At 66.6% G+C, this 20,926-nt stretch carries 24 protein-coding genes; 5 read left to right on the forward strand and 19 right to left on the reverse strand.

Annotated features, from left to right (window positions below):
* Window positions 1-48: 48 nt before the first annotated feature.
* The 5 genes from AU193_RS12180 to yajC form a co-directional block, all read right to left on the reverse strand.
* Window positions 49-615, reverse strand: coding sequence for an adenine phosphoribosyltransferase (locus tag AU193_RS12180; RefSeq protein ID WP_064422683.1), 567 nt, complete (start codon window positions 613-615; stop codon window positions 49-51).
* Complete coding sequence (locus tag AU193_RS12185) at window positions 582-2,273, reverse strand: ABC transporter substrate-binding protein (RefSeq protein ID WP_082682947.1); 1,692 nt, start codon at window positions 2,271-2,273, stop codon at window positions 582-584. The genes AU193_RS12180 and AU193_RS12185 overlap by 34 nt, the downstream gene beginning before the upstream one ends.
* A 5-nt stretch (window positions 2,274-2,278) precedes the next feature.
* Window positions 2,279-3,562, reverse strand: coding sequence for a protein translocase subunit SecF (gene secF, locus AU193_RS12190; RefSeq protein ID WP_064422643.1), 1,284 nt, complete (start codon window positions 3,560-3,562; stop codon window positions 2,279-2,281).
* 3 nt (window positions 3,563-3,565) lie between these two features.
* The gene (gene secD / locus AU193_RS12195) at window positions 3,566-5,344 is read right to left on the reverse strand and encodes a protein translocase subunit SecD (protein WP_064422644.1); all 1,779 of its coding nucleotides are present in this window, start codon (window positions 5,342-5,344) and stop codon (window positions 3,566-3,568) included.
* Window positions 5,345-5,423: 79 nt separating this feature from the next.
* Complete coding sequence (gene yajC / locus AU193_RS12200) at window positions 5,424-5,756, reverse strand: preprotein translocase subunit YajC (protein ID WP_064422645.1); 333 nt, start codon at window positions 5,754-5,756, stop codon at window positions 5,424-5,426.
* Window positions 5,757-6,078: 322 nt separating this feature from the next.
* On the opposite strand from yajC, the gene AU193_RS12205 reads away from it, so the two are divergent.
* Entirely contained in the window at window positions 6,079-7,521 is a 1,443-nt protein-coding gene (locus tag AU193_RS12205) for a gamma-aminobutyraldehyde dehydrogenase (protein WP_064422646.1), read from the forward strand.
* A 24-nt stretch (window positions 7,522-7,545) separates the two neighbouring features.
* Here the strand turns inward: AU193_RS12205 and AU193_RS12210 are convergent, their stop codons facing one another.
* Entirely contained in the window at window positions 7,546-8,385 is an 840-nt protein-coding gene (locus AU193_RS12210; protein WP_064422647.1) for an alpha/beta fold hydrolase, read from the reverse strand.
* Between the two features lie 60 nt (window positions 8,386-8,445).
* Here AU193_RS12210 and AU193_RS12215 point away from each other — a divergent pair, with 60 nt between their 5' ends.
* The gene (locus tag AU193_RS12215) at window positions 8,446-8,904 is read left to right on the forward strand and encodes a MarR family winged helix-turn-helix transcriptional regulator (RefSeq protein WP_082682948.1); all 459 of its coding nucleotides are present in this window, start codon (window positions 8,446-8,448) and stop codon (window positions 8,902-8,904) included.
* Here AU193_RS12215 and AU193_RS12220 read toward each other — a convergent pair.
* The 7 genes from AU193_RS12220 to ruvC all read right to left on the reverse strand — a co-directional run bounded on the left by AU193_RS12220 (window position 8,901) and on the right by ruvC (window position 13,633).
* Window positions 8,901-9,209 (reverse strand): hypothetical protein, encoded by a 309-nt coding sequence (locus AU193_RS12220; protein ID WP_064422648.1) that lies wholly within the window; start codon window positions 9,207-9,209, stop codon window positions 8,901-8,903. The two genes, AU193_RS12215 and AU193_RS12220, sit on opposite strands and share 4 nt — an antisense overlap.
* Window positions 9,210-9,497: 288 nt before the next feature.
* On the reverse strand, window positions 9,498-10,220 hold the full coding sequence (locus AU193_RS12225) for a hypothetical protein (RefSeq protein WP_064422649.1): 723 nt from the start codon (window positions 10,218-10,220) through the stop codon (window positions 9,498-9,500).
* A 166-nt stretch (window positions 10,221-10,386) separates the two neighbouring features.
* Window positions 10,387-10,773 carry a DUF1304 domain-containing protein gene (locus AU193_RS12230; protein ID WP_064422650.1) on the reverse strand — a complete coding sequence of 129 codons (387 nt, stop codon included), beginning with the start codon at window positions 10,771-10,773 and terminating at the stop codon, window positions 10,387-10,389.
* On the reverse strand, window positions 10,773-11,411 hold the full coding sequence (locus tag AU193_RS12235) for a hypothetical protein (RefSeq protein ID WP_064422651.1): 639 nt from the start codon (window positions 11,409-11,411) through the stop codon (window positions 10,773-10,775). The genes AU193_RS12230 and AU193_RS12235 overlap by 1 nt, the downstream gene beginning before the upstream one ends.
* Window positions 11,412-11,421: 10 nt before the next feature.
* Window positions 11,422-12,486 (reverse strand): Holliday junction branch migration DNA helicase RuvB, encoded by a 1,065-nt coding sequence (ruvB, locus tag AU193_RS12240; RefSeq protein WP_064422652.1) that lies wholly within the window; start codon window positions 12,484-12,486, stop codon window positions 11,422-11,424.
* A complete protein-coding gene (gene ruvA, locus AU193_RS12245) occupies window positions 12,483-13,070 on the reverse strand; it encodes a Holliday junction branch migration protein RuvA (protein ID WP_064422653.1) in 588 nt (195 codons plus the stop codon). Before ruvA ends, ruvB begins: the two co-directional genes overlap by 4 nt.
* Window positions 13,067-13,633: a crossover junction endodeoxyribonuclease RuvC gene (ruvC, locus tag AU193_RS12250; RefSeq protein WP_064422686.1), complete on the reverse strand. Its 567-nt coding sequence runs from the start codon at window positions 13,631-13,633 to the stop codon at window positions 13,067-13,069. Before ruvC ends, ruvA begins: the two co-directional genes overlap by 4 nt.
* A 301-nt stretch (window positions 13,634-13,934) precedes the next feature.
* Here ruvC and AU193_RS12255 point away from each other — a divergent pair, with 301 nt between their 5' ends.
* Window positions 13,935-15,164, forward strand: a complete 1,230-nt coding sequence (locus tag AU193_RS12255; RefSeq protein WP_064422654.1) for a mechanosensitive ion channel family protein — start codon at window positions 13,935-13,937, stop codon at window positions 15,162-15,164.
* Window positions 15,165-15,171: 7 nt separating this feature from the next.
* On the opposite strand, the gene AU193_RS12260 is transcribed toward AU193_RS12255, so the two are convergent.
* Complete coding sequence (locus AU193_RS12260) at window positions 15,172-15,480, reverse strand: hypothetical protein (protein ID WP_253867783.1); 309 nt, start codon at window positions 15,478-15,480, stop codon at window positions 15,172-15,174.
* Window positions 15,481-15,542: 62 nt separating this feature from the next.
* Here AU193_RS12260 and AU193_RS12265 point away from each other — a divergent pair, with 62 nt between their 5' ends.
* The gene (locus AU193_RS12265; protein WP_064422656.1) at window positions 15,543-15,944 is read left to right on the forward strand and encodes a nuclear transport factor 2 family protein; all 402 of its coding nucleotides are present in this window, start codon (window positions 15,543-15,545) and stop codon (window positions 15,942-15,944) included.
* Between the two features lie 9 nt (window positions 15,945-15,953).
* Here the strand turns inward: AU193_RS12265 and AU193_RS12270 are convergent, their stop codons facing one another.
* Together AU193_RS12270 and AU193_RS12275 are read right to left on the reverse strand one after the other, a co-directional pair.
* On the reverse strand, window positions 15,954-16,712 hold the full coding sequence (locus AU193_RS12270; RefSeq protein WP_064422657.1) for a YebC/PmpR family DNA-binding transcriptional regulator: 759 nt from the start codon (window positions 16,710-16,712) through the stop codon (window positions 15,954-15,956).
* Between the two features lie 85 nt (window positions 16,713-16,797).
* Window positions 16,798-17,232 (reverse strand): hypothetical protein, encoded by a 435-nt coding sequence (locus AU193_RS12275; RefSeq protein ID WP_064422658.1) that lies wholly within the window; start codon window positions 17,230-17,232, stop codon window positions 16,798-16,800.
* 79 nt (window positions 17,233-17,311) lie between these two features.
* On the opposite strand from AU193_RS12275, the gene AU193_RS12280 reads away from it, so the two are divergent.
* Window positions 17,312-18,523: an acyl-CoA dehydrogenase family protein gene (locus tag AU193_RS12280; protein WP_064422659.1), complete on the forward strand. Its 1,212-nt coding sequence runs from the start codon at window positions 17,312-17,314 to the stop codon at window positions 18,521-18,523.
* Window positions 18,524-18,591: 68 nt separating this feature from the next.
* Here AU193_RS12280 and pdxT read toward each other — a convergent pair whose 3' ends face one another.
* The 3 genes from pdxT to pdxS are packed head-to-tail and all read right to left on the reverse strand — an operon-like array spanning window position 18,592 to window position 20,923.
* Entirely contained in the window at window positions 18,592-19,176 is a 585-nt protein-coding gene (gene pdxT / locus AU193_RS12285) for a pyridoxal 5'-phosphate synthase glutaminase subunit PdxT (protein ID WP_064422660.1), read from the reverse strand.
* Window positions 19,173-20,009 carry an acyl-CoA thioesterase II gene (tesB, locus tag AU193_RS12290; RefSeq protein WP_064422661.1) on the reverse strand — a complete coding sequence of 279 codons (837 nt, stop codon included), beginning with the start codon at window positions 20,007-20,009 and terminating at the stop codon, window positions 19,173-19,175. The genes pdxT and tesB overlap by 4 nt, the downstream gene beginning before the upstream one ends.
* Before the next feature lie 5 nt (window positions 20,010-20,014).
* Window positions 20,015-20,923: a pyridoxal 5'-phosphate synthase lyase subunit PdxS gene (pdxS, locus tag AU193_RS12295; protein WP_059164661.1), complete on the reverse strand. Its 909-nt coding sequence runs from the start codon at window positions 20,921-20,923 to the stop codon at window positions 20,015-20,017.
* Between the last annotated feature and the right edge of the window lie 3 nt (window positions 20,924-20,926).

Raw genomic sequence — 20,926 nt, forward strand, 5'->3', positions numbered from 1 at the left:
GGTCTGTCTCGATAGCGGCGTCGCAACGTGCGCCTTCGAGGATATCCCTCAGACCCGGTGCAGCGATGTGACCGGCAACGGTTCGAGCGCTTCGCGGCCGCCCAGCGTGGTCAACTCCAGCAGTACAGCGGCGCCAGGCACGGACGCACCCGCGTGCTGCAGCAGTTTGACCGCCGCAGCCGCGGTGCCGCCGGTGGCCAGCACATCGTCGACGATCAGCACGCTGCGGCCGCCGAGGTCGATCCCGTCGGCCGGAATCTCCAGCGTGGCCGTGCCGTATTCGAGCGCATAGGTTTCGCTGAACACCGGCGGCGGCAGCTTGCCGCCCTTGCGAATCGCCAACACGCCCGTGCCGAGCCGCAACGCGACCGCCGCGCCGAGCAGGAAGCCACGGGCGTCGATCCCCGCCACGAGGTCTGCGCCCCGGGCGGTGTCGGCGAGCGCGTCCGTGACCGCGGCCAGCCCACGCGCGTCGGCCAGCAACGGGGTCAGGTCCTTGAACGCGACGCCGGGCTCGGGGAAGTCGGGCACCTCGCGCATCATCGTCGCGATCAGCGTCGAGATGTCTTCCCCGTCGGCACTCACCGGTCCAGAACCCAGCGGTCCATGTTCCATCCCGCGCCCCACCGGGTGGGATTACTGCTCACGGCGAACATCTTCTTCGATGCCAGCACCGTGCGCTGCTGTCGGTACAACGGCAGCGTCGGCATGTCGGCCCACAGCACCGGGCCGCCCTCGCCGAGCAACCGGGCTATTTCTTTGGGGTCATTGGTGATCGCGAGCGCCGAGATGACCCGGTCGACCTGCGGGTTGGAGTAGCGGGGCAGGTTGTTGCCGTTTCCGGTGTGAAACTGGTAGGCGTCGATCGCCGACGAGCCGCTGGACCCGCTGCCCGCGGCGCCGCCCGTGCCGGCGATCAGCACGTCGATCTCGTTGTCGCGCAACGACAATGGGCCCACGCGGTCGCTCGCGGCGTCTTCGACGGTGATACCGGCCGGAGCACACGCCTTGGCGATGGCGCCGACGGTCGCCGCCAGCCGCGGGTTCGGGCCCGTATAGCCCATGCGGACGGTCAGCGGCCGCCCGTTGAGCGCGGCCCGCGCCGCGTCGGGGTTGGCGGCGACGAACTGTCCGGGCTCCGGACCGCCCTCGGCCCCGCTGTAGGCATCCTCGGTCGCGGGATTGAGCCGCGAATTGGCGATGGGCTGTTCGGCATTGCGGGCGATCACGTCGCGTGGCGTGCACAGGGCAAGCGCGCGGCGGGCCGGCGGGGCGGCCAACGGTCCTTGCGGCGCGAAGATCAGCTGTTGGATGCCGGCCGACGGGGCATCCGTGCGCTCGTAGTCATCGGGAATGTTCAGCGTGCCCGACGATCCGGTGGCGATGTCGACGACGTCGTAGGCGCCCTGATTGACGCGCTCCTGGATGTCGGCGCCGCGCGGCCACACGGTCACTTTCTTGGTAACCGGTTCGGCGCCCCACCATTTGTCGTTGGCGACCAGCACCACCGCCCCGTTTTCGGTCACCGAGTCCAGCTTGTAAGGCCCCGACGAGGGGAACTTCTTCAGGTCGAGATCGGGGGTGATCGCCCAACCGGTGTTCCAGACGTCCGCGATGCGCTCCACCGCGGCGCCGTCGTTCTCGAGGATCGCCCGGGTGACTCCGCCGTCACCGAGACCAAGTTGGTCCGCGATGACGTGCGACGGCATCAGCGACGTCGCGGCGAACAGCTGTCCGAAGTCGACGAACCCACGATCCGGCGCGAACGACACCCGCGCTTTCTTCTGCCCCGGCGTGCAGTCCACCGAGGCGATATCGCTGTAACCGCCGCGATTGGCGGCGTCGAAGTTCGGGAATCGTCCGGACTGCGATGCCCACGCCAACACGAGGTCGTCGCAGGTGATCGGTTTACCGTCGGAGTACACCGCGTTGGCGTTGACCTCGTAGTCGAGCACCAGCGGCTGCCTGCCGACCACCGAAATCGTCCCGAAGTCGTGATCGCCGACGATCTGGCCGTCGGGTCCGTGGTAGTTGAAGCCCGTCAACACCCGCGCGAACGCCTGCGGGCCGCCCGAAGCCGCGCCGGCGACGGTGTTGGTGTTGTAGGTGATCAACGTGCCGTCGACGGCGTAGTCGATGCTGTCGGCGGGGGTCCGTGTGCACGCCGACGCCAACGCCGCGGCGAGCACCAAAACGGTTGTCAGGACACCGCAACGCCGGACCGGATCGACTCCCCTCGCGGGCTGAGTGCCCGCCCGCTTACCGGCGCCCATCTTCCCTACCGCCGCCGGGTGTTGCGTTTACCCGACGGGCGTCCGGTCCGGCTGCTGTTCGGCCGCACCGGACGCGCACCCGGTGCGGGTTTGTCCGGCGGCGGAGTATCGGTCCGCGCGGCGGCACCGGCACGCGCCGTCGCGGCGGCGCCGACGGTCTCCGGCTCGTCGGTGGCTGCGTCCGCTGCCTCGGTCTGCGTGGTCTTCCCAGCCGCGTTCTTGCGGCGGTTCATCACCCGGCGGGTGTGGTTGCGCACGAGGTCCGTGCGCTCGCGCAGCGACACCAGCAGCGGGGTCGCGAAGAAGATCGAGGAGTAGGTGCCGACGATGACGCCGACCAACTGCACCAGCGCCAGGTCCATCAGCGTGCCCACACCCAACAGCCACACCGCCACGACCATCAGCGCCACGATCGGCAACACGGAGATGAGGCTGGTGTTGATGGACCGCATGAAGGTCTGGTTGACCGCGAGGTTGGCGTGTTCGGCGAACGTGCGTCTCGTCGTGTGTTCGAAGCCGTGGGTGTTCTCCTCGACCTTGTCGAACACGATGACGGTGTCATAGAGCGAGAAGCCGAGAATCGTCAGCAGGCCGATCACCGTGGCCGGGGTGACCTCGAAGCCGACGATCGAGTACACACCGGCGGTGACCACCAGGTCGAACACCAGCGTCGCCATCGCCGCGATCGACATGTAGCGCTCGTAGCGCAGCATGATGTAGACCGTCGCCAGCACGAGGAACACCACCAGCGCGATCAACGCCTTCTGGGTGATCTGGCCGCCCCACGTCTCCGACACCGCGGAGTCACTGATGGCCTGCTTGCTCGGCTGTCCGTCCGGGCCTCTCGGTTTGAACGCGTCGAACAGCGCGGTGCGCAGTTGTTCGGTCTCCTCGTTGGTCAGCGTCTCGGACCGGATCTGCACGGTGGCTGATCCGCCGCTGCCGACCATGACCACCGACTCCGGACTCTTGCCCAGGGTCTTGTTGAACACGTCCTCGACCTGCTGGGTCGTGACGGTGCCCGATTCGGTCACGCTCGGCATCGACACCTTGGTGCCGCCCTCGAAGTCGATGCCGAAAGTGAAGCCGCGCAACAGCATGCTGGCCAGGCACACCAGAACTATCGCACCGCTGACCGCGTACCACAGCTTGCGCTTGCCGATGACCTCGAAGGCACCGGTGCCGGTGTAGAGGCGGACGAAGAAGCCGTGACGAGGCGTGGTGGCCTCGAGGTCCGGTGCCTCCACGGCGCTGGTCTGCTGTTCGTCCGATGACTGCTTGGGCGCCATGTGTCAGTCCCGTCCCGTCGCGTGCGCGGCCGCTCGTCGCTCCCTGGCGATCTGTTGCACCGCACCGAGTCCGTTCAACGAAGGCTTGGCCAGTGTCGGCGACTTCGACGCCAGATACACCAGCGGCCACGTCACCAGGAAGACCACGACCACGTCGAGAATCGTGGTCAGACCCAGGGTGAACGCGAAGCCCTTGACCTGGCCGACCGCGAGGACGTAGAGCACCGCCGCTGCGAGCAGCGTCACCGCGTTGCCGGACACGATCGTCTTGCGGGCCCTCGCCCAACCGCGCGGCACCGCGGACCGGAACGAACGCCCTTCGCGGATCTCGTCTTTGATGCGTTCGAAGAACACCACGAACGAGTCGGCCGTCATACCGATACCGATGATCAGACCGGCGATGCCGGCAAGGTCCAGCGTGTAGCCGATCCATCTGCCGAGAAGCACCAGGATCGCGTAAACCATTGCGCCGGAAGCGACGAGCGACAGGGTGGTCAACACCCCCAGCATGCGGTAGTAGAGCAACGAATAAGCCAACACCAACGCCAGCCCGACCGCGCCGGCGATCAAGCCGGCGCGCAGTGACGACAGACCCAGTGTGGCCGAGACTGTTTCAGCCTCCGACGACTCGAACGACAACGGCAGCGAACCGTACTTGAGCACGTTGGCCAATTCGCGGGCCGACTGCTGAGTGAACTGGCCGCTGATCTGGGTGCGTCCACCCGGTATCGCCTCCCGGATCTCGGGTGCGCTCATCACCTTCGTGTCCAGCACGAACGCGGTCTGCGTGCCGACATTGGCGGCGGTGAAGTCCGCCCAAATCTTGGCGCCGTCATCCTTGAACTGGAGGTCGACGACGTACTCACCGCGCTGTTGATCGAGGCCGGAAGTGGCATCCCGAATCTGCTCACCGTTGATGATCGACTTGTCCAGCAGATACACGTTGCCGTCCTGACCGCAGGTGATCAGCGGCAGGTTGGGGTCGTCGTTGCCTGCGAGGACGTCGTCTTCGTGGCAGCGCGTGGCTTGGAACTGCAGGGCCAGGATCTGGATCTGCTGGTCGGTGCTCTGTCGCAGCTGCTTCTCGTCGGCGATGCGCTGTGCCAGCGGAACGTCCTCCGGTGACGTTTGCGTGGTCGGCGAGGGCTCGGGGGTGCGCGGCGCGGGCTCTGGGCTACCCGGTGTCGGCGGCGGCGTCGGTGCGGGCTGTGCCGGCGGCTCCTGCGGATAGGGACGCGGCTGCGGGGCCGGCGGAGCGGTGGGCTCCCCCGGCGGCTGCTCACCCGCGGGCCCTTCGGTGCCCGGCATGCCCGGGATCGGCCCGCCGGGCATGCCAGGATTCGGACCGCCCGGAGGCGGTCCGGCTGGTCCCTCTGTCGGCGGCTGCTGGCCCGGGACCTCGGCGGGCATCACATGCACGACGGGGCGGATGTACAGCCGCGCCGTCTGGCCGAGATTGCGGGCGTCGCTGCTCTCGCTGCCCGGCACCGTGATGACGAGGTTGTTGCCGTCGATGATCACCTCGGAGCCCGACACGCCTAGGCCATTGACTCGGTCATTGATGATCTGCTGGGCCTGGCCCAACGCTTCGCGGGTGGGTGGCGACCCGTCGGGCGTGCGGGCGGTGAGGGTGACGCGGGTACCGCCCTGCAGGTCGATGCCGAGCTTGGGTTCGGGCTCCTTGTCCCCGGTCAGGAAGACCAGGCAGTAGGCGCCGACGAGCAACGCCAAGAACAGCGACAGGTAGCGGGCAGGGTGCACCGGCGTCGAAGACGATGCCACGTTTAGTCAGGTCTCCTCGGAATCGGTTCGTCAGCACCGCAGAGACTACGGGCTCCAGCTGTGTGGATCGCCCGCGGACTCAGCCGTCGGTCTTGGTGTTGGGGCTTTCGGTGAGCTCGGTCGCGGTCGATTCGGGCTCGTCGTCGAACTCGTCGTCGTCGGTGATGCGGTCGCGCACCGCGAGCTTCATCCAGGTGGTGACGACGCCCGGTGCGATCTCCAGTTCCACCTCGTCGTCGGTGATGCCCTTGATGGTCCCGACGAGACCGGAGGTGGTGTGCACCCGGTCATCGATCTGAAGCGAATCGTGCAGGTCGATGGTGGCCTGCATGGCCTTCTTCTGGCGGCGGGACGCGAAGAACATGAATGCGCCCAGCACGATGAGCAGGGGAAGGAAGACAACCAAATCCATGGCAACAAAATCTTTCGTCGAGTCATATGGTCACGGCGCAGCGCCGCTTGGGGCGCGCGCCCATAAGTGACCAGTGTGCCATTGCGGGCCTTCATGGCGACCAGCCCACCGCGATGAGACCGCGAATTGTTCAGGCCGCAGCCGTGCCGAGATGCTCGATCACTGATGTCCTCGACGGATTTCGTCGTCAGCGGCCGCGGTTGCCGTGGATCTCGCCACTGTCAGCAGCTGTTCTCAACCGGATCGGTGCTGTCTTGGTTAGGCTTCTTGCTCGATGAGCACCGGCTCGTCTGCAGGGACCCGCCATCCATAGGGAGATCCAATGACCAGCGACTTCAGGGTCCACAACGTCATCGGAGGCGAAAGGCTCGACTCGGTCAGCGGCGCCACCATGCCGCTGATCGATCCGTCGACCGGTGAGCGCTACGGCACCGCGCCTGTCTCCAACGAGGCCGACATCGACAGCGCCTACGCGGCCGCGTCGAAAGCGTTCGCCGACTGGAAGCGCACCACCCCGTCGGTGCGCCAGAAGGCGCTGCTGGACTTCGCCGACGACGTCGAGAAGCACGCCCAGGATCTGGTCGAGGCCGAGGGACGCAACACCGGTAAGCCGAACCACGTGACGATGGCCGAGGAGATTCCCCCGACGATCGATCAGATCCGGTTCTTCGCCGGCGCCGCGCGGATGTTGGAGGGCAAGTCGGCCGGCGAGTACATGGAGAACCACACCTCCTGGATCCGCCGCGAGCCGGTCGGCGTGGTCGGGCAAGTGGCGCCATGGAACTACCCGATGATGATGGCGATCTGGAAGTTCGTGCCCGCGGTGGCGGCGGGCAACACTGTCGTCATCAAACCCAGCGACACCACCCCGGTGACGACGGTGATGCTGGCCGAGATCGCCGCCGAGCACTTCCCGCCCGGAGTCCTGAATGTCGTTTGCGGAGACCGCGTTACGGGTGCCGCGGTGGTCGCGCATCCGACGCCGCAGATGGTGTCCATCACCGGTTCGGTCGCGGCTGGTCGTGCGGTGGCTGTCAGCGCGGGCGGACACCTCAAGCGCACGCACCTGGAGTTGGGTGGCAAGGCGCCGGTGATCGTGTTCGACGACAGCAACATCGCATCGGCCGCCGAAGGCATCGCGACGGCGGGCTATTTCAACGCCGGACAGGACTGCACAGCGGCAACGCGCGTGCTCGCAACGGCCCGGGTGGCCTCGGATCTGACCGAGGCGCTGGCCGAACAGGCGCGCACTGCGACGACTACGTACGGCAAGTCGGCCGACGACGAGGACGCGTGGGTGCCGCCGGTGAACAACTCCAACCAGCTGGAGCGGGTGCTCGGGTTTCTGGGAGACGTGCCGTCACATGCTTCGGTCGCGGTCGGCGGAGGACGCCAGGGCGACAGGGGTTTCTACGTCGAGCCCACGGTGATCGGCGGCCTTCGACAGGACGACAAGCTGGTTCAGCAGGAGATCTTCGGGCCGGTCATCACCGTGCAGGCGTTCTCCGACGAGGACGAGGCGATCGCGTGGGCCAACGGCACCGAGTACGGGTTGGCGTCCTCGGTCTGGACGCGCGATGTGTCGCGAGCGCTACGGGTTTCGGCTGCTTTGGATTTCGGGTGTGTGTGGATCAACACGCATATCCCGCTGGTGGCGGAGATGCCGCACGGCGGGTTCAAGTCGTCGGGCTACGGGAAGGACCTGTCGATGTACGGGTTCGAGGACTACACGCGCATCAAGCACGTGATGGCCTACACGGGCTGACTTTCCCGCGCGATTTGTGGAGCATCAGCGGCGCTGACCGCCGGTGCCGCTCCACAGATCGGCGAGTGATCGGGCGATCCGGTCGTTGTCGATCAGCAGCGGCGACACGTGCCCCGTCCCCGCGACCTCTTCGACGCGGCAGTCCGATATGACGGCGCAGGTGCGTCGGGCCTCTTCAGGGCGCCAACCCATCACATCGTCGCGAACCGGCATCACCAACGTGGGGATCTTGATGTCAGGAAGCAGTGCTTCGACCCCGGAACGCTTGAGCATCATCGACCGCATGGCGTGGTGCATCCCCTTACGGTCGGCGTTTCGGAACGCAGCCATCGTCGCCAGAGCCAGTTCCGGTTGGGCAGCAACGGATTCGGCTCCGAGCAGCGAGTCCGACAGCTGCTTCATGATGAAGGCGTTCGGCCCGGTGAAGCGGTAGAGCTCGACCAGGGGCCAGCCCTTCGTGAGCTTTTCTACCAGGCTGAAGCCCTGCACGGGGGTGCCGATGGTCGTGAGCGTGCGCAATCGCGGCTGGTCGGCGGCGGCCAGATGGATGCCGACGTGCCCACCCCACGCATTGCCCACCCAGTCGACGGGTTCGGACAGATTGAGGCGATCGAGTGCCTGCTGCACAGCGGCGACGAGTTCGTCGAAGGTGAAGTCGCGCGACACCGGCTCGCTCCTGCCGTGCGACGGACCGTCGATCGCGTAGACAGTCCGATCGCGGCCCAGGACATCGACCAACTGACCCCACGATTGAGAATCAACAAAGAGGCTGTGCCACAACACAACCGGCGGACCGGCTCCCACTCGGCGGAAATGCAGCCGGCAGAGGTCGGTGCTGACGAAATTAGGAGCGGGCGTGGACATGACGACCCTCCAATTACTTCGGAAACCGAAACTTCGGTAACCGTAGTATCCTCGGAGGCCATGGCTCCGTCAAGGGATCGCGATCGGCAGGCGATCGGTCAACTCTTGATCCGACTTCTGCGCGAGTTTCGCAACGACCTCGCCTATCCCAGGGTCGAAGCCGGCTACGGGGACATCCGGGAGCCGCATCTTCAGATATTCGGCAACATCCGATTGGGCGGCATCCGGCTCACCGAGTTGGCCGATCGAGCGCAACTCAGCCTTGCCGCGACGTCGGAACTCGTCAACGAACTTGAATCGCTTGGGTATCTCGCCCGACGACCCGACCCCGCCGATGGGCGGGCAAAGCTGATAGATCTGACCGACAGGGGCCGGCATCTGATGGCTGACGCCGGCACTCGCGTTGCCGATATCGAGCGGCGGTGGTCATCCCTCGTCGGCGAGCGGAACTTCGCCCAGATGTGCCGCACGATGCAACGCCTTCTCGACGCGTTCGCCCCGGAGAATGCTGGCGACTAGAAGACTCTGACCCCGATCAGCGTGGAAACGAAGCGATAGATCTCGTCGACGGTCAGTTCGACGCCGTCGACCTCGACGTCGATGAGATTCGACAGCAGGTCGTCGGTCGGCTTCCAGCAACGCTCGGCGATCTTGACGTCGATGTACTGGTACAGCGCCTCTTCGTCGTGCGGCGCCGTCGGGCCGCTGGCCAACCGCGCGAAAAGTGGCCAGTCCCCTTCGGGGAAGCCGAACGCCTCACACACCGCCGTTGCCGAGTTCTGGCGCGCGGCAACGGAATCGGTGATACCGGGCCGGTCGGGCATGCTTGGCCTCCTGCTACATACTCACGTCGTATCGATTGCCTCCGTGCGGATTTCATTGGACAGGAGGCGCAAATTCAAAGCGTTGAATAGCCACGCTATCTTTTGCACGGGTCCGCCGGCAGTCACGTAGGTCACAACGACGTGGTGAATCTCGTCGCACGAGCAGGTAGTAGAGATGCACATCACCTGCGGTCGAAACGTCCGCCTCCCGACTGAAGAGGCCCTGATTGAGAGCGCTCACACGCAGAAGCGCCCCCCACGCGTGGGGGGCGCTACGCGTTTGCGTGCTTACCGGTGTGCGAGCCGGCCACCGCGTTGGCCGCGAGAGCGGAACCTGTCAAGCAGGCTGCGCCGACGCGGTTGTGCGGCCTGAGCCGTGGGCCCGATTACCTCTGTCCGCTGCTCCGCCATCGCCGGCTGCCCGGCGGCGGGGGCGGTGTCGCCGGCGACCGGAGCCGGTTCGGCCGCAGCGGTCCGCGCGGGCTCGTCGGCCACGGTGTCCGCGGCCAGTGGACGGTCCGCCCACTCGACGTCGCGCACGCTTCGCACCGAGATGCGTCCAAGCGCCGCGGCCCCCAGGAACACGATCAACGCGCCGAGGCCGTAGAAGTACGTCAGCTCCAGCGCGATCCGCTTGCCCTCAGTGGCAGCGACGGGCACGCCCGCGTCACCCAGGCCCAATGGGCCCGCCAGAGCGCGGCCGATGATGAACCATGCGCCACCGGCCACGGCGAGCCACCCGCCGAGAGAGGCCGTCGCGCGGTTTCGTGACATCAGCAGGAGCAGGCCGCCCAGCGCCGTCACCGCGCCGGGCAGTACCTCCAGCCATCCCCGTCCGGTCGTCCACGTCCACGCCTGGTCGGGGCTGTACGCGAAGTCGAACAGGGGTCCGATGAAGGGAGCCAGGGCGCCCCACGCGCCCAGCAGGATCAACAGAAATCCACTCGTAGCGCCGCGGCTGCGCGGAATTCGCATCCGCCCACCTCGGGGATGCACTCGGGTCTCGGTCATGATGCCTCCTTGGTCGTGAGGCCTGGTTACCCGTGTTGACGCATCCGTAACCGGTCGCCGGCCAGGTTGACGCCACGCGACTCCACGGTGACGGAGCCGGCAACGTGGTCACAGCAAAGATCCGGCCATGACGCCCGCACGTGACGGGCGAAGTCATCGTCGAGTGCTACAGCGTGACGGCCGCCGCCAGCAGCACGATTGCGAGGAGCGGGAAGATCCCCTGCGTCAGCGCGGCCCTCGCCTTGTCCGGTGAGGACAACAACAGCACCAGCGCCGCCGCCAACATCGACCCGACGCCCGCGAAGACCAACGCGATACCGACCCAGTTGTAGCCGATGCCGCCGATCACGATTCCCGCGATCGTGATGATTGCCAGAAACAGGTTGTAGAAGCCCTGGTTGAAAGCCAGCTCCTTGGTGGCCAGCGCCTCTTCCTCGGTGAGACCGAAGGTCGCCCTGGTGCGCGGCGACGTCCACGTCAGCGACTCCATCACCCAGATGTAGATGTGTAAGAGGGCGGCGAGGCCCGCGAAGAACAACCCGACGAAACCCATTACGCACCTACGCTTTCCACTTGTACGACCGGCGGTATGGTCAACATCACCAGGCCGGTCAGCGCGATCCAGGTCGCCACGCTGTACGCACCAGGCAGCCCGATCCAGGTGTGTAGCAGCGCGGGGACGCCGAGCACGGCCAGCGCCGCCGACCACTTCGGCAGCACACCGGTACGCCACACGATGTACGCGGTGGCGAATATCAGTGCGGCCGAACCGATATGGCTGTAGTGATACAGCCATACCGCCAGGCCGAGGAACGGCTGCGAGTACGTCGTCACGGTTACGTCTTCGAACCGCACGATGGTGGCGGGCACGGCGACCTCGGCGGCCAGACCAGCCGCGGTCAGTGCGAGGAACACCGTCCCGCCGATCGCCGCGGTGTACACCGCACCGGTGGGCCCGGCCGCTGACCGCAGCATCGACACGAGCACAGCGAGGAAGAGCAGGCCGAACAGAAGATGCAACAGCGGCAGCGTGCCGTTCAGAGCGAGAAAGGTTGACGCACTGTCGAAATAGGCGTCCATCCCGGCGGCGTCCTTCGGCCTCTCCGGCGAACCGACCAGATACGCCGGTACGGCCACACCGGCGCAGGCCACGCCGAGTAACCCACCCAGCCGGATCGTGCCGCTGCCCATCCCGTCCTCCTCAGTCGAAAAGCCCCGCCTGCCCGAATCCGGTGACTCCGCTCGGCGGGGTCAGGCCGAGATGCGTCCAAGCCTGCGCTGTGGCCACCCGTCCCCTCGGCGTGCGCGCAATCATCCCGGCGCGCACGAGGAACGGCTCACACACCTCTTCGACGGTGGTCGCTTCCTCGCCGACCGCCACCGCAAGGGTGGAGACGCCGACCGGTCCGCCGCCGAAACTTCGGGTCAGCGCGGACAACACGGCGCGGTCGAGGCGGTCGAGCCCGAGTTCGTCGACGTCGTAGACCTCCAGCGCCGCCTTGGCGATATCGCGGGTGATGACCCCGTCGGCGCGCACCTCGGCGTAGTCGCGGACCCGACGCAGCAGCCGGTTGGCGATGCGTGGCGTGCCCCGCGACCGGCGCGCGATCTCGGCACCCGCGTCGGCGCCAAGCTCGATGCCGAGAATCCCCGCCGAACGCGACAGCACGCGCTCGAGTTCGGCGGGCTCGTAGAAGTCCATGTGGGCGGTGAAACCGAACCGGTCACGCAATGGCCCGGTCAGTGCGCCCGAGCGGGTGGTCGCTCCCACGAGCGTGAACGGAGCGACATCCAGCGGGATCGAGGTCGCACCGGGGCCCTTCCCGACCACGACGTCGACACGGAAGTCCTCCATCGCCAGGTACAACATCTCCTCGGCAGGCCGGGCGATGCGGTGGATCTCGTCGATGAACAGCACGTCGTGCTCGACGAGGTTCGACAACATCGCGGCAAGATCGCCGGCGCGCTCGAGCGCCGGTCCCGAGGTGACCCGCAGCGAGGAGCCCAGTTCGGCCGCGATGATCATCGCCAGCGACGTCTTGCCCAAGCCAGGCGGACCCGAGAGCAGTATGTGATCCGGTGTGCCGCCGCGGTTCTTGGCGCCCCCGATGACCAGTTGCAGCTGCTCGCGGACCCGTGGTTGCCCGATGAACTCCTGTAGCGACCGCGGTCGCAGGCTCGCGTCGACGTCCCCCTCACCGACCGTCAGCGCCGGAGAGACCTCGCGCTCGTCGGCGTCGCCGCTGTCGTCGTCGAATCTGCTCATTTGTTACCCAGCATCGACAACGCCGCCCGCAGCGCGGTCGACTGATTGGCTTCCGGGTCGTTGGCCAACACCTTGTCAATGGCTTCCTCGGCTTGTTTGGCCGCGAATCCGAGCCCCACGAGCGCTTCCACCACCGGCCCGCGCACCACGTGCCCCGTCGCGGTCGCCGCGCCGGACGGCGAAACAGCGCCGACCTTGTCGCGCAGGCTCAAGGCCATCAACTCGGCGGTCTTCTTGCCCACCTTGGGAATCCGGGTCAGCGCGGTGATGTCGCCGTCGGCGATCGCCTCGCGCAAAGTCGGCCCGTCGTACATCGCCAACGCACCGAGCGCGATGCTGGGCCCGATTCCCGACACCCCGAGCAGGGTGAGGAAGAAGTCGCGGGCGTCGGAGTCGGCGAAGCCGTAGAGCGTCTGGGAGTCTTCCCGCACGATCATCGCGGTGATCAGCCGAGCCTCGGTACCGCGGCGCAGTGTGGCCAGCGTCGACGGGGTGGCCATCACCTTGTACCCGACCCCGCCGGCTTCGATCACGACGTGGTCGAGCGCGATGTCGAGAACCTCACCGCGAACCGATGCGATCATCGTGCCGCCTTTGCTTTCGCCTTGAGCGTGGCCTTGTACTTGCGTTGTTGTTCGGCGGCCAGCGCCTCGGCCGCCGCCATCCGGGCGATCATCGGCGCCCGCCAACAATGGCAGATCGCCAGGGCCAACGCGTCCGCGGCGTCGGCCGGAGTCGGTTTGGCCTGCAGCGCAAGGATTCTGGTGACCATCGCGGTGACTTGTGACTTGTCGGCGTTGCCGTTGCCGGTGACCGCCGCCTTGACCTCACTGGGTGTGTGGAAATGCACGTCGATGTCGCGCCGGGCGGCCGCGAGCGCGATCACTCCCCCGGCCTGGGCGGTGCCCATCACGGTGGAGACGTTCTGTTGGGAGAACACCCGCTCGATCGCGATCACGTCGGGTTTGTGGGTGTCCATCCAGTACTCCACGGCGTCGCTGATCACCAACAGCCGCCGATGCAGCGGATCGCCCGAGGGGGTGCGGACCACGTCGACGTCGAGCGCGGTGACCTGTCGACCCGTACCGCCCTCGATGACCGACAGGCCGCAGCGCGTCAACCCGGGGTCGACTCCCATCACCCGCACGTCCGGCCCTTCTGTGAACACTTGTTCGAGAGCTTAGCCGCCCGACGGCCCGTTACTGGGCAGGGACACGCCCACTCAGATCAGAAAACCGATCGGCACGGCCGACCGCGGCGATGTCCAGCGCGATCTCGTTCATGCGCCGTGACTCGGCGCTGTGTGCCATACCACTGCTGTTCTCCAATTGTGCTCGTAGAGGGCCGAATCCGCGTTCGCGACCCCGAAGCGGATGTTTCCCTGCGTGGCAACACGGTTACCGTCGACAGAGGCCCTGACCCCGATTCGTGGAGTTGACCTCATCAACATGCCCGACGAGACCGAACTGCAGACCGCAAGCAATATCGCAGTCACCCTTGCCTGGGCGGCTGGAGCGATCGCCGCCGTGTACGTCTTCGGGGTGGTGCTGACCTGGCTGATGGCGCGGGTCAGTCGCCGTAGCGCGCTGCTCAAGGACATCGAGGTGCTGACCCGCAAGCCGGTCCGCATGCTGCTGATGGTGATCGCGGCGACGATCGCGGTGCGACGGACGTCGGACACCGCCGACTCGTGGCGCGGCTGGGTGGACCACTGGCTGCTGATCCTGATGATCGCCTCGATCACCTGGCTGGTCACCGGCCTTGTCCGCGTCGCCGAAAGACGCATGATCGCCCGTTACGGCGGGGGTGGTGAGGAGATCTCCGACGCCGACCGGCTGTGGCGCCGGGTTCGGACGCAGGTGACGGTGCTGCGCAGGCTCGCCATCGCGATCGTCGTCATCCTCGGCGGTGCCGCGATCCTGATGACGTTCCCGTCGTTCTCCGACATCGGCACCACGGTGTTCGCCTCCGCCGGGGTGTTGTCGGTGGTCGCCGGCCTGGCCGCCCAGACGTCGCTGGGCGCGGTCTTCGCCGGGATGCAGATCGCATTCTCCGGGGCGATTCGCGTCGGCGACATCGTCCAGCTCGAAAACGGTCAGTGGTGGGGTCGCATCGAGGAGATCACGCTGACGTACGTCGTCGTGCGCATCTGGGACGAGCGCCGGCTCGTGTTGCCGTCCACCTACTTCACCACCGAGCCGTTCGAGAACTGGACCCGCAGCGCCACCGAGATCATGGGCGCAGTCGCATTCGACGTCGATTTCAACGTCCCGTTCAACGACATGCGCGCCGAGTTGGACAGGCTGCTGGCCCGAAGCGACCTCTGGGACGGCCGGCGCGGCGTGCTGCAGGTGACCGACGCGGTCGGCGGCGTGGTGCGGGTGCGGATCGTGGTCAGCGCACGCAACGCCGGCGCACTGTTCGACCTGCAGTGCGCGGTGCGCGAAGGCATGGTCGACTGGGTACAGCGCACCGGCGGCGTGGTGCCCATCCAGCGCATCGAACCGGCCGAAGCGGCTCCCGAACCGCAGCTGCCTCGCGAGGTCGCCAGTGAGACCAAGCGCGTCGCGGCGGGGATGTTCTCCGGCAGCCCCGAAGCCGAGGAGCGCGCCAAGGCGTTCGACCACACCATCGACTGCGACGACGACGAGCTGATGCGATCCAACGGCAGGGGCTGACCGCGTCTCAGGACGCCGCGGGCTGCTCGATCGGATACGTGCCCGCCTGCACCGACGCCGCGATCTCGTAGATGCGCTCGCCGGACCGGTGCCAGCCGCGCACCCGTTCGCGGCCGATCCGTTCACCGTCGCGTTCGATGAGGATCGTCCACGACACGCCGAGCCACTTCAGCGCCAGCCAGACCGGCCACATCACCATGAACGGCAGGACGAGCAGGAAGAGGAACGTGTCCAGCGTGGAGAACCCGGTCTGCCACGGGATCGTGCGCCACCACCAGCGCCGCACCGTCACCGTCTCGCCCTCCGGGTCGGTCACCGTCACCCTGGCCATGCCGTGGGCCTCCGCTCCTGATAGTGGTCGTCTTCGATAATGAGCCAATGACCTTCAGCGGGCCGACCGAAGACAGACAACTCATCCGAGAGCGCCTCGAAATCTACAGCGACGCGGTCACCCGCAAGGACCTCGACGCGTATCTGTCGTGCTGGACCGAGGACGGCCGCAGAACCGGCTCGGGCGGCGAATGCCGCGGCAAGAGTGAACTGCGCGACCACTGGCACGGCATCTTCGCAACCATCGAGCAGATGGCGTTCTTCACCCAAATGGCGTCGCTGACGGTGCGCGGTGACCTGGCCGACGCGCGGTCGTATTGCCTGGAATTCATGAAGCTGCGCGATCAACCGGGCCGCCAACTGGTCGGCGAGTATGTCGACAAACTGGTGCGCGTCGATGGCGACTGGCTGTTCGCCCACCGCCACTACCGCGTGGCCCTGACGATCTAGCCTGCCCGTTTAGTCGTCGGCGTCGAGTTCGGCGGCGACCTCGTCGGAGATGTCGATGTTGGTGTAGACGTCCTGGACGTCGTCGAGATCTTCGAGCGCGTCGACCAGCTTCATGATCTTGCGCGCGCCGTCGGCATCCAGCGGCACGGTGACCGAGGGCTCGAACCCGGTTTCGGCCGATTCGTAGTCGATGCCTGCGTCCTGCAACGCGGTGCGCACGGCGACGAGATCGCTTGGCTCGCAGAGAATCTCGAAGGAGTCGCCGAGGTCGTTGACGTCCTCGGCCCCGGCGTCCAGCACCGCCAACAGCACGTCGTCCTCGGTGAGGCCGTCCTTGTCCAGGGTGATGACGCCCTTGCGGGAGAAGAGGTAGGACACCGAACCGGGGTCGGCCATGTTGCCGCCGTTGCGGGTCATCGCGACGCGCACCTCGCCGGCCGCGCGGTTTCGGTTGTCGGTCAGGCATTCGATCAGCACCGCGACACCGTGGGGGCCGTAACCCTCGTAGGTGATGTTCTGGTAGTCCGCGCCGCCGGCTTCCTCACCGCTGCCGCGCTTGCGGGCCCGTTCGATGTTGTCGTTGGGCACAGACGACTTCTTGGCCTTTTGGATCGCGTCGTACAGCGTGGGATTGCCCGCCGGGTCGCCGCCGCCCACACGCGCCGCGACCTCGACGTTCTTGATCAATTTGGCGAACATCTTGCCCCGGCGGGCATCGATGACGGCTTTCTTGTGTTTGGTGGTGGCCCACTTGGAATGGCCGCTCATGCAGGTAGTACCTCTCCGTGCGCTGATCGTGCGCCAAGTTTCGTGCGCGAAGTCCGCCCGACGAGTCTACGTGGACGTTTGCGCCCTACCGAACAGCATCCGGCGACGTCAACGCGATGACGCGATAACCGACCGCAGCCGGCCACGCGAGGTGACCCTGCACGTGGATCTGGATCCACGTCGGTGCGCCGGACGGATCGTCGGTGAAGGTCGCCGCGGCGTCGACGATCGCGCCGGTTTCCCCGGATGCCCGCAGAACCATCGAGACCGACAACGTCGCGTCATCCAGTGCAGCCCGGTTGTACGGGAGGCTGTCGGGGACGAAGAACGACGCCGAGAAGTTCGGCATCCGAATGCCTTTCGGTGCGTTCGGGGCTCTGCGCAGCACCGCACCGGACATGATCGGCTTGCCGTCGAACCAAGCGGTGCCGGTGTATTCGGCGCTCCGGGCGTCGGCTCCATTCGAAAGCTTGACGAGGGTGTCGATGCGCGGCTGCGGCTCCACCTCGACCGTTGTCATCGCGACATCTCCCCGGATAGCTGTTGTTAGCTCCGCCACAGACCTTCGCAGTTATCTTACTCCGGAGTAAGATAGGGCCATGTCTTTCTCGCTCGAGTTGTCGCCCGACCTGGTCCACATTCAGAACTGGGTGCACGAATTCGCCGCCGATGTGATCCGGCCCGCCGCCGCCGAATGGGACGAGCGCGAGCAGACACCGTGGCCGATCATCCAGGAGGCCGCCAAGGTCGGTCTGTACTCGATGGAGTTCTTCGCCGAGCAGGCCGGCGAACCATCCGGTCTGGGCATGCTCGTCACGTTCGAGGAGATGTTCTGGGGCGACGCGGGTATCGCGCTGTCGATCCTGGGCACCGGCCTGGCGGCGGCGTCGCTGGCCGCCAACGGAACCCCCGAGCAGATGGGCGAATGGCTGCCGCAGATGTTCGGCAGCGTCGACGAACCGAAGGTCGCGTCGTTCTGCTCGTCGGAACCCGGTGCCGGTTCTGACGTCGGGGCGATCCTCACCCGCGCCCGGTACGACGAGGCCAAGGACGAATGGGTGCTCAACGGTGTCAAGACCTGGGCCACCAACGGCGGTATCGCCGAGGTGCACATCGTCGTCGCGTCGGTGTACCCCGAACTCGGGACTCGCGGACAGGCCACCTTCATCATCCCGCCGAACACACCGGGGTTCCGGCAGGGCCAGAAGTTCCTCAAGCACGGCATCCGCGCCTCACATACCGCCGAGGTGGTGCTCGAGGACGTGCGCATCCCCGGCCGGTTGATCGTCGGCGGCAGGGAGAAGTTCGAGGAGCGCATCGCGCGGGTTCGCGAGGGCAGGAGTTCCAAGAGCCAGGCCGCGCTGGCGACGTTCGAGCGAACGCGACCCACGGTCGGTGCCATGGCCGTCGGCGTAGCCCGCGCGGCGTATGAGTACGCGCTCGATTACGCCCGTCAGCGTGAGCAGTTCGGCAAGAAGATCGGCGAATTCCAGGCCATCGCCTTCAAGTTGGCCGATATGAAGGCTCGCATCGATGCCTCGCGGATGCTGGTCTGGCGCGCGGGCTGGATGGCGCGCAATGGCAAGACGTTCGAGAACGCCGAGGGTTCGATGGCCAAGCTGGTCGCCAGCGAGACCGCGGTGTACGTCACCGATGAGGCGATCCAGATTCTCGGCGGCAACGGCTACACCCGCGAGTATCCCGTCGAGCGGATGCACCGCGACGCCAAGATCTTCACGATTTTCGAGGGCACCAGCGAGATCCAGCGCCTGGTGATCGGTCGCGCGGTCACGGGCCTGGAAATCCGCTAGCCCTTCCGGCGATTTGTGCACATCGGAGAGCGCTGACCGCTCCTGAATGTGCACAAATCGCGCGATTGCTAGAGCATCGAGACGAACAGCTTGTGGATGCGGCGGTCGCCGGTGATCTCCGGATGGAAGGCCGTCGCGAGTCGTCTGCCCTGTCGCACGGCGACGATGTGACCGGCGGCCGTCGCGAGCACCTCGACCTCAGGCCCGACGCGCTCCACCCACGGCGCCCGGATGAACACGGCGTGCACCGGCCCGTCGACGCCGCCGAAGGCGATGTCGTCTTCGAACGAGTCGACTTGGCGCCCAAAGGCATTACGCCGCACCGTCATATCGATCCCCTTCAGCGGCGTGGCCTCCCGACCCGTTGACCCCGCATCCAGGATCTCCGAGGCCAGCAGGATCATGCCCGCGCACGAACCGTAAGCCGGCATGCCGTCGGCCAGCCGCGACCGCAGGGGCTCGAGCAGGTCGAGCTCGCGCAGCAGGTGGCTCATCGCGGTGGACTCTCCGCCGGGAATCACCAACGCGTCAACGGCCTCCAGCTCGCGTACTCGCCGCACGGTGGATGCCTCCGCCCCGGCCTCGCGCAGCGCCGCCAGGTGTTCGCGGGTGTCGCCTTGTAGCGCAAGGACACCGACATGCGCAGCGCTCACGGTCGGTAGTCGCGTTTGAAGCGGGTCAGTCCCTCCTGCATGACCGCCGCCACCATCTCGCCGTACTGGTTGAAGATCTTGCCCTGGCATAACGACCGGCCACCGGAGGCCGACGGCGAGGACTGGTCGTAAAGCAGCCACTCGTCGGCGCGGAATTGGCGCATGAACCACATCGCATGATCCAGCGACGCCACCTGCAGGTGTTTGCGCAGATCCGGATGATGGACTTGCGCCGAACCCAGCAGCGTCAGATCGCTCATGTAGGCCAGCGCGCAGATGTGCAGCACGTAGTCGTCGGGCAGCGGATCGCGGTGCTTGAACCACACCTGCTGCTGGGACGCCTTACCGGGCAGCTGGATCAGCTTCTGCTGCGGCACGATTCGGACGTCCCATTCGGCGAACTGGTTGAAGCCCGCATCGTCGAACGCCTTGATCTCGGTCAGTCCCGGGCAGTCGTCGGGCGGCGGCGCCTCGGGCATCGCGTCCTGATGCTCGATGCCGCTCTGGTCGGTCTGGAAGGACGCCGACATCGAGAAGATCGTCTCGCCGTGCTGGATCGCGTTGACGCGACGCGTCACGAACGAGCCGCCGTCACGCAGCCGCTCGACGATGTACACCGTCGGCGCCTTGGCGTCTCCCGGCCGAAGGAAGTATCCGTGCAACGAATGCACCTGGAATTGCGCTTCGACCGTGCGCACCGCCGAGACCAGCGACTGGCCGGCCACGTGTCCGCCGAAAGTCCGTTGCAGGAACCCTGATTCGGGGCTGAAGACGCTGCCACGGTAGATGTTGACCTCGAGTTGCTCGAGATCGAGTATCTGCTCGATCGCCACCTGGACTACCAGCCGCGTTCGGCGAGCCGGTGCGGGGCGGCGACGTCCTCGACGTTGATGCCGACCATCGGCTCGCCCAGCCCGCGCGACACTTTCGCCAGCACGTCGGGATCGTCGTAGAACGTGGTGGCCTTCACGATCGCGGCGGCGCGGGCGGCGGGATCGCCGGACTTGAAGATGCCAGAGCCGACGAACACGCCCTCGGCGCCGAGCTGCATCATCATCGCGGCGTCCGCGGGGGTCGCGATGCCGCCGGCGGTGAACAGCGTCACCGGCAGTTTGCCGGCCCGAGCCACCTCGACCACCAGATCGTATGGTGCCTGCAACTCCTTTGCCGCGACGTACAATTCGTCTTCCGACAGCGAAGTCAGCCGACGGATCTCGCCGCCGATCTGACGCATGTGGGTGGTCGCGTTGGACACGTCGCCGGTGCCGGCCTCGCCCTTCGAGCGGATCATCGCCGCCCCTTCGGTGATGCGCCGCAGCGCCTCGCCGAGATTGGTCGCACCGCACACAAAAGGCACGGTGAACTTCCACTTGTCGATGTGGTGGGTGTAGTCGGCGGGGGTGAGCACCTCGGACTCGTCGATGTAGTCGACGCCGAGGCTCTGCAGAATCTGTGCCTCCACGAAGTGGCCGATGCGGACCTTGGCCATCACCGGGATGGTGACCGCCGAGATGATGCCCTCGATGAGGTCGGGATCACTCATGCGCGCGACGCCACCCTGAGCGCGGATGTCGGCGGGCACCCGTTCGAGCGCCATGACCGCCACCGCACCGGCACCCTCGGCGATCCTGGCCTGCTCGGGCGTGACGACGTCCATGATCACGCCGCCCTTGAGCATCTCGGCCATGCCACGCTTCACCCGGGCTGTTCCGGTCTGGGTCACCGACCCGTTCGGTGCGGTATCCACTGC

Origin of the sequence: Mycobacterium sp. GA-1285, from assembly GCF_001499905.1 — a bacterium.
Taxonomy (GTDB): Bacteria; Actinomycetota; Actinomycetes; order Mycobacteriales; family Mycobacteriaceae; genus Mycobacterium.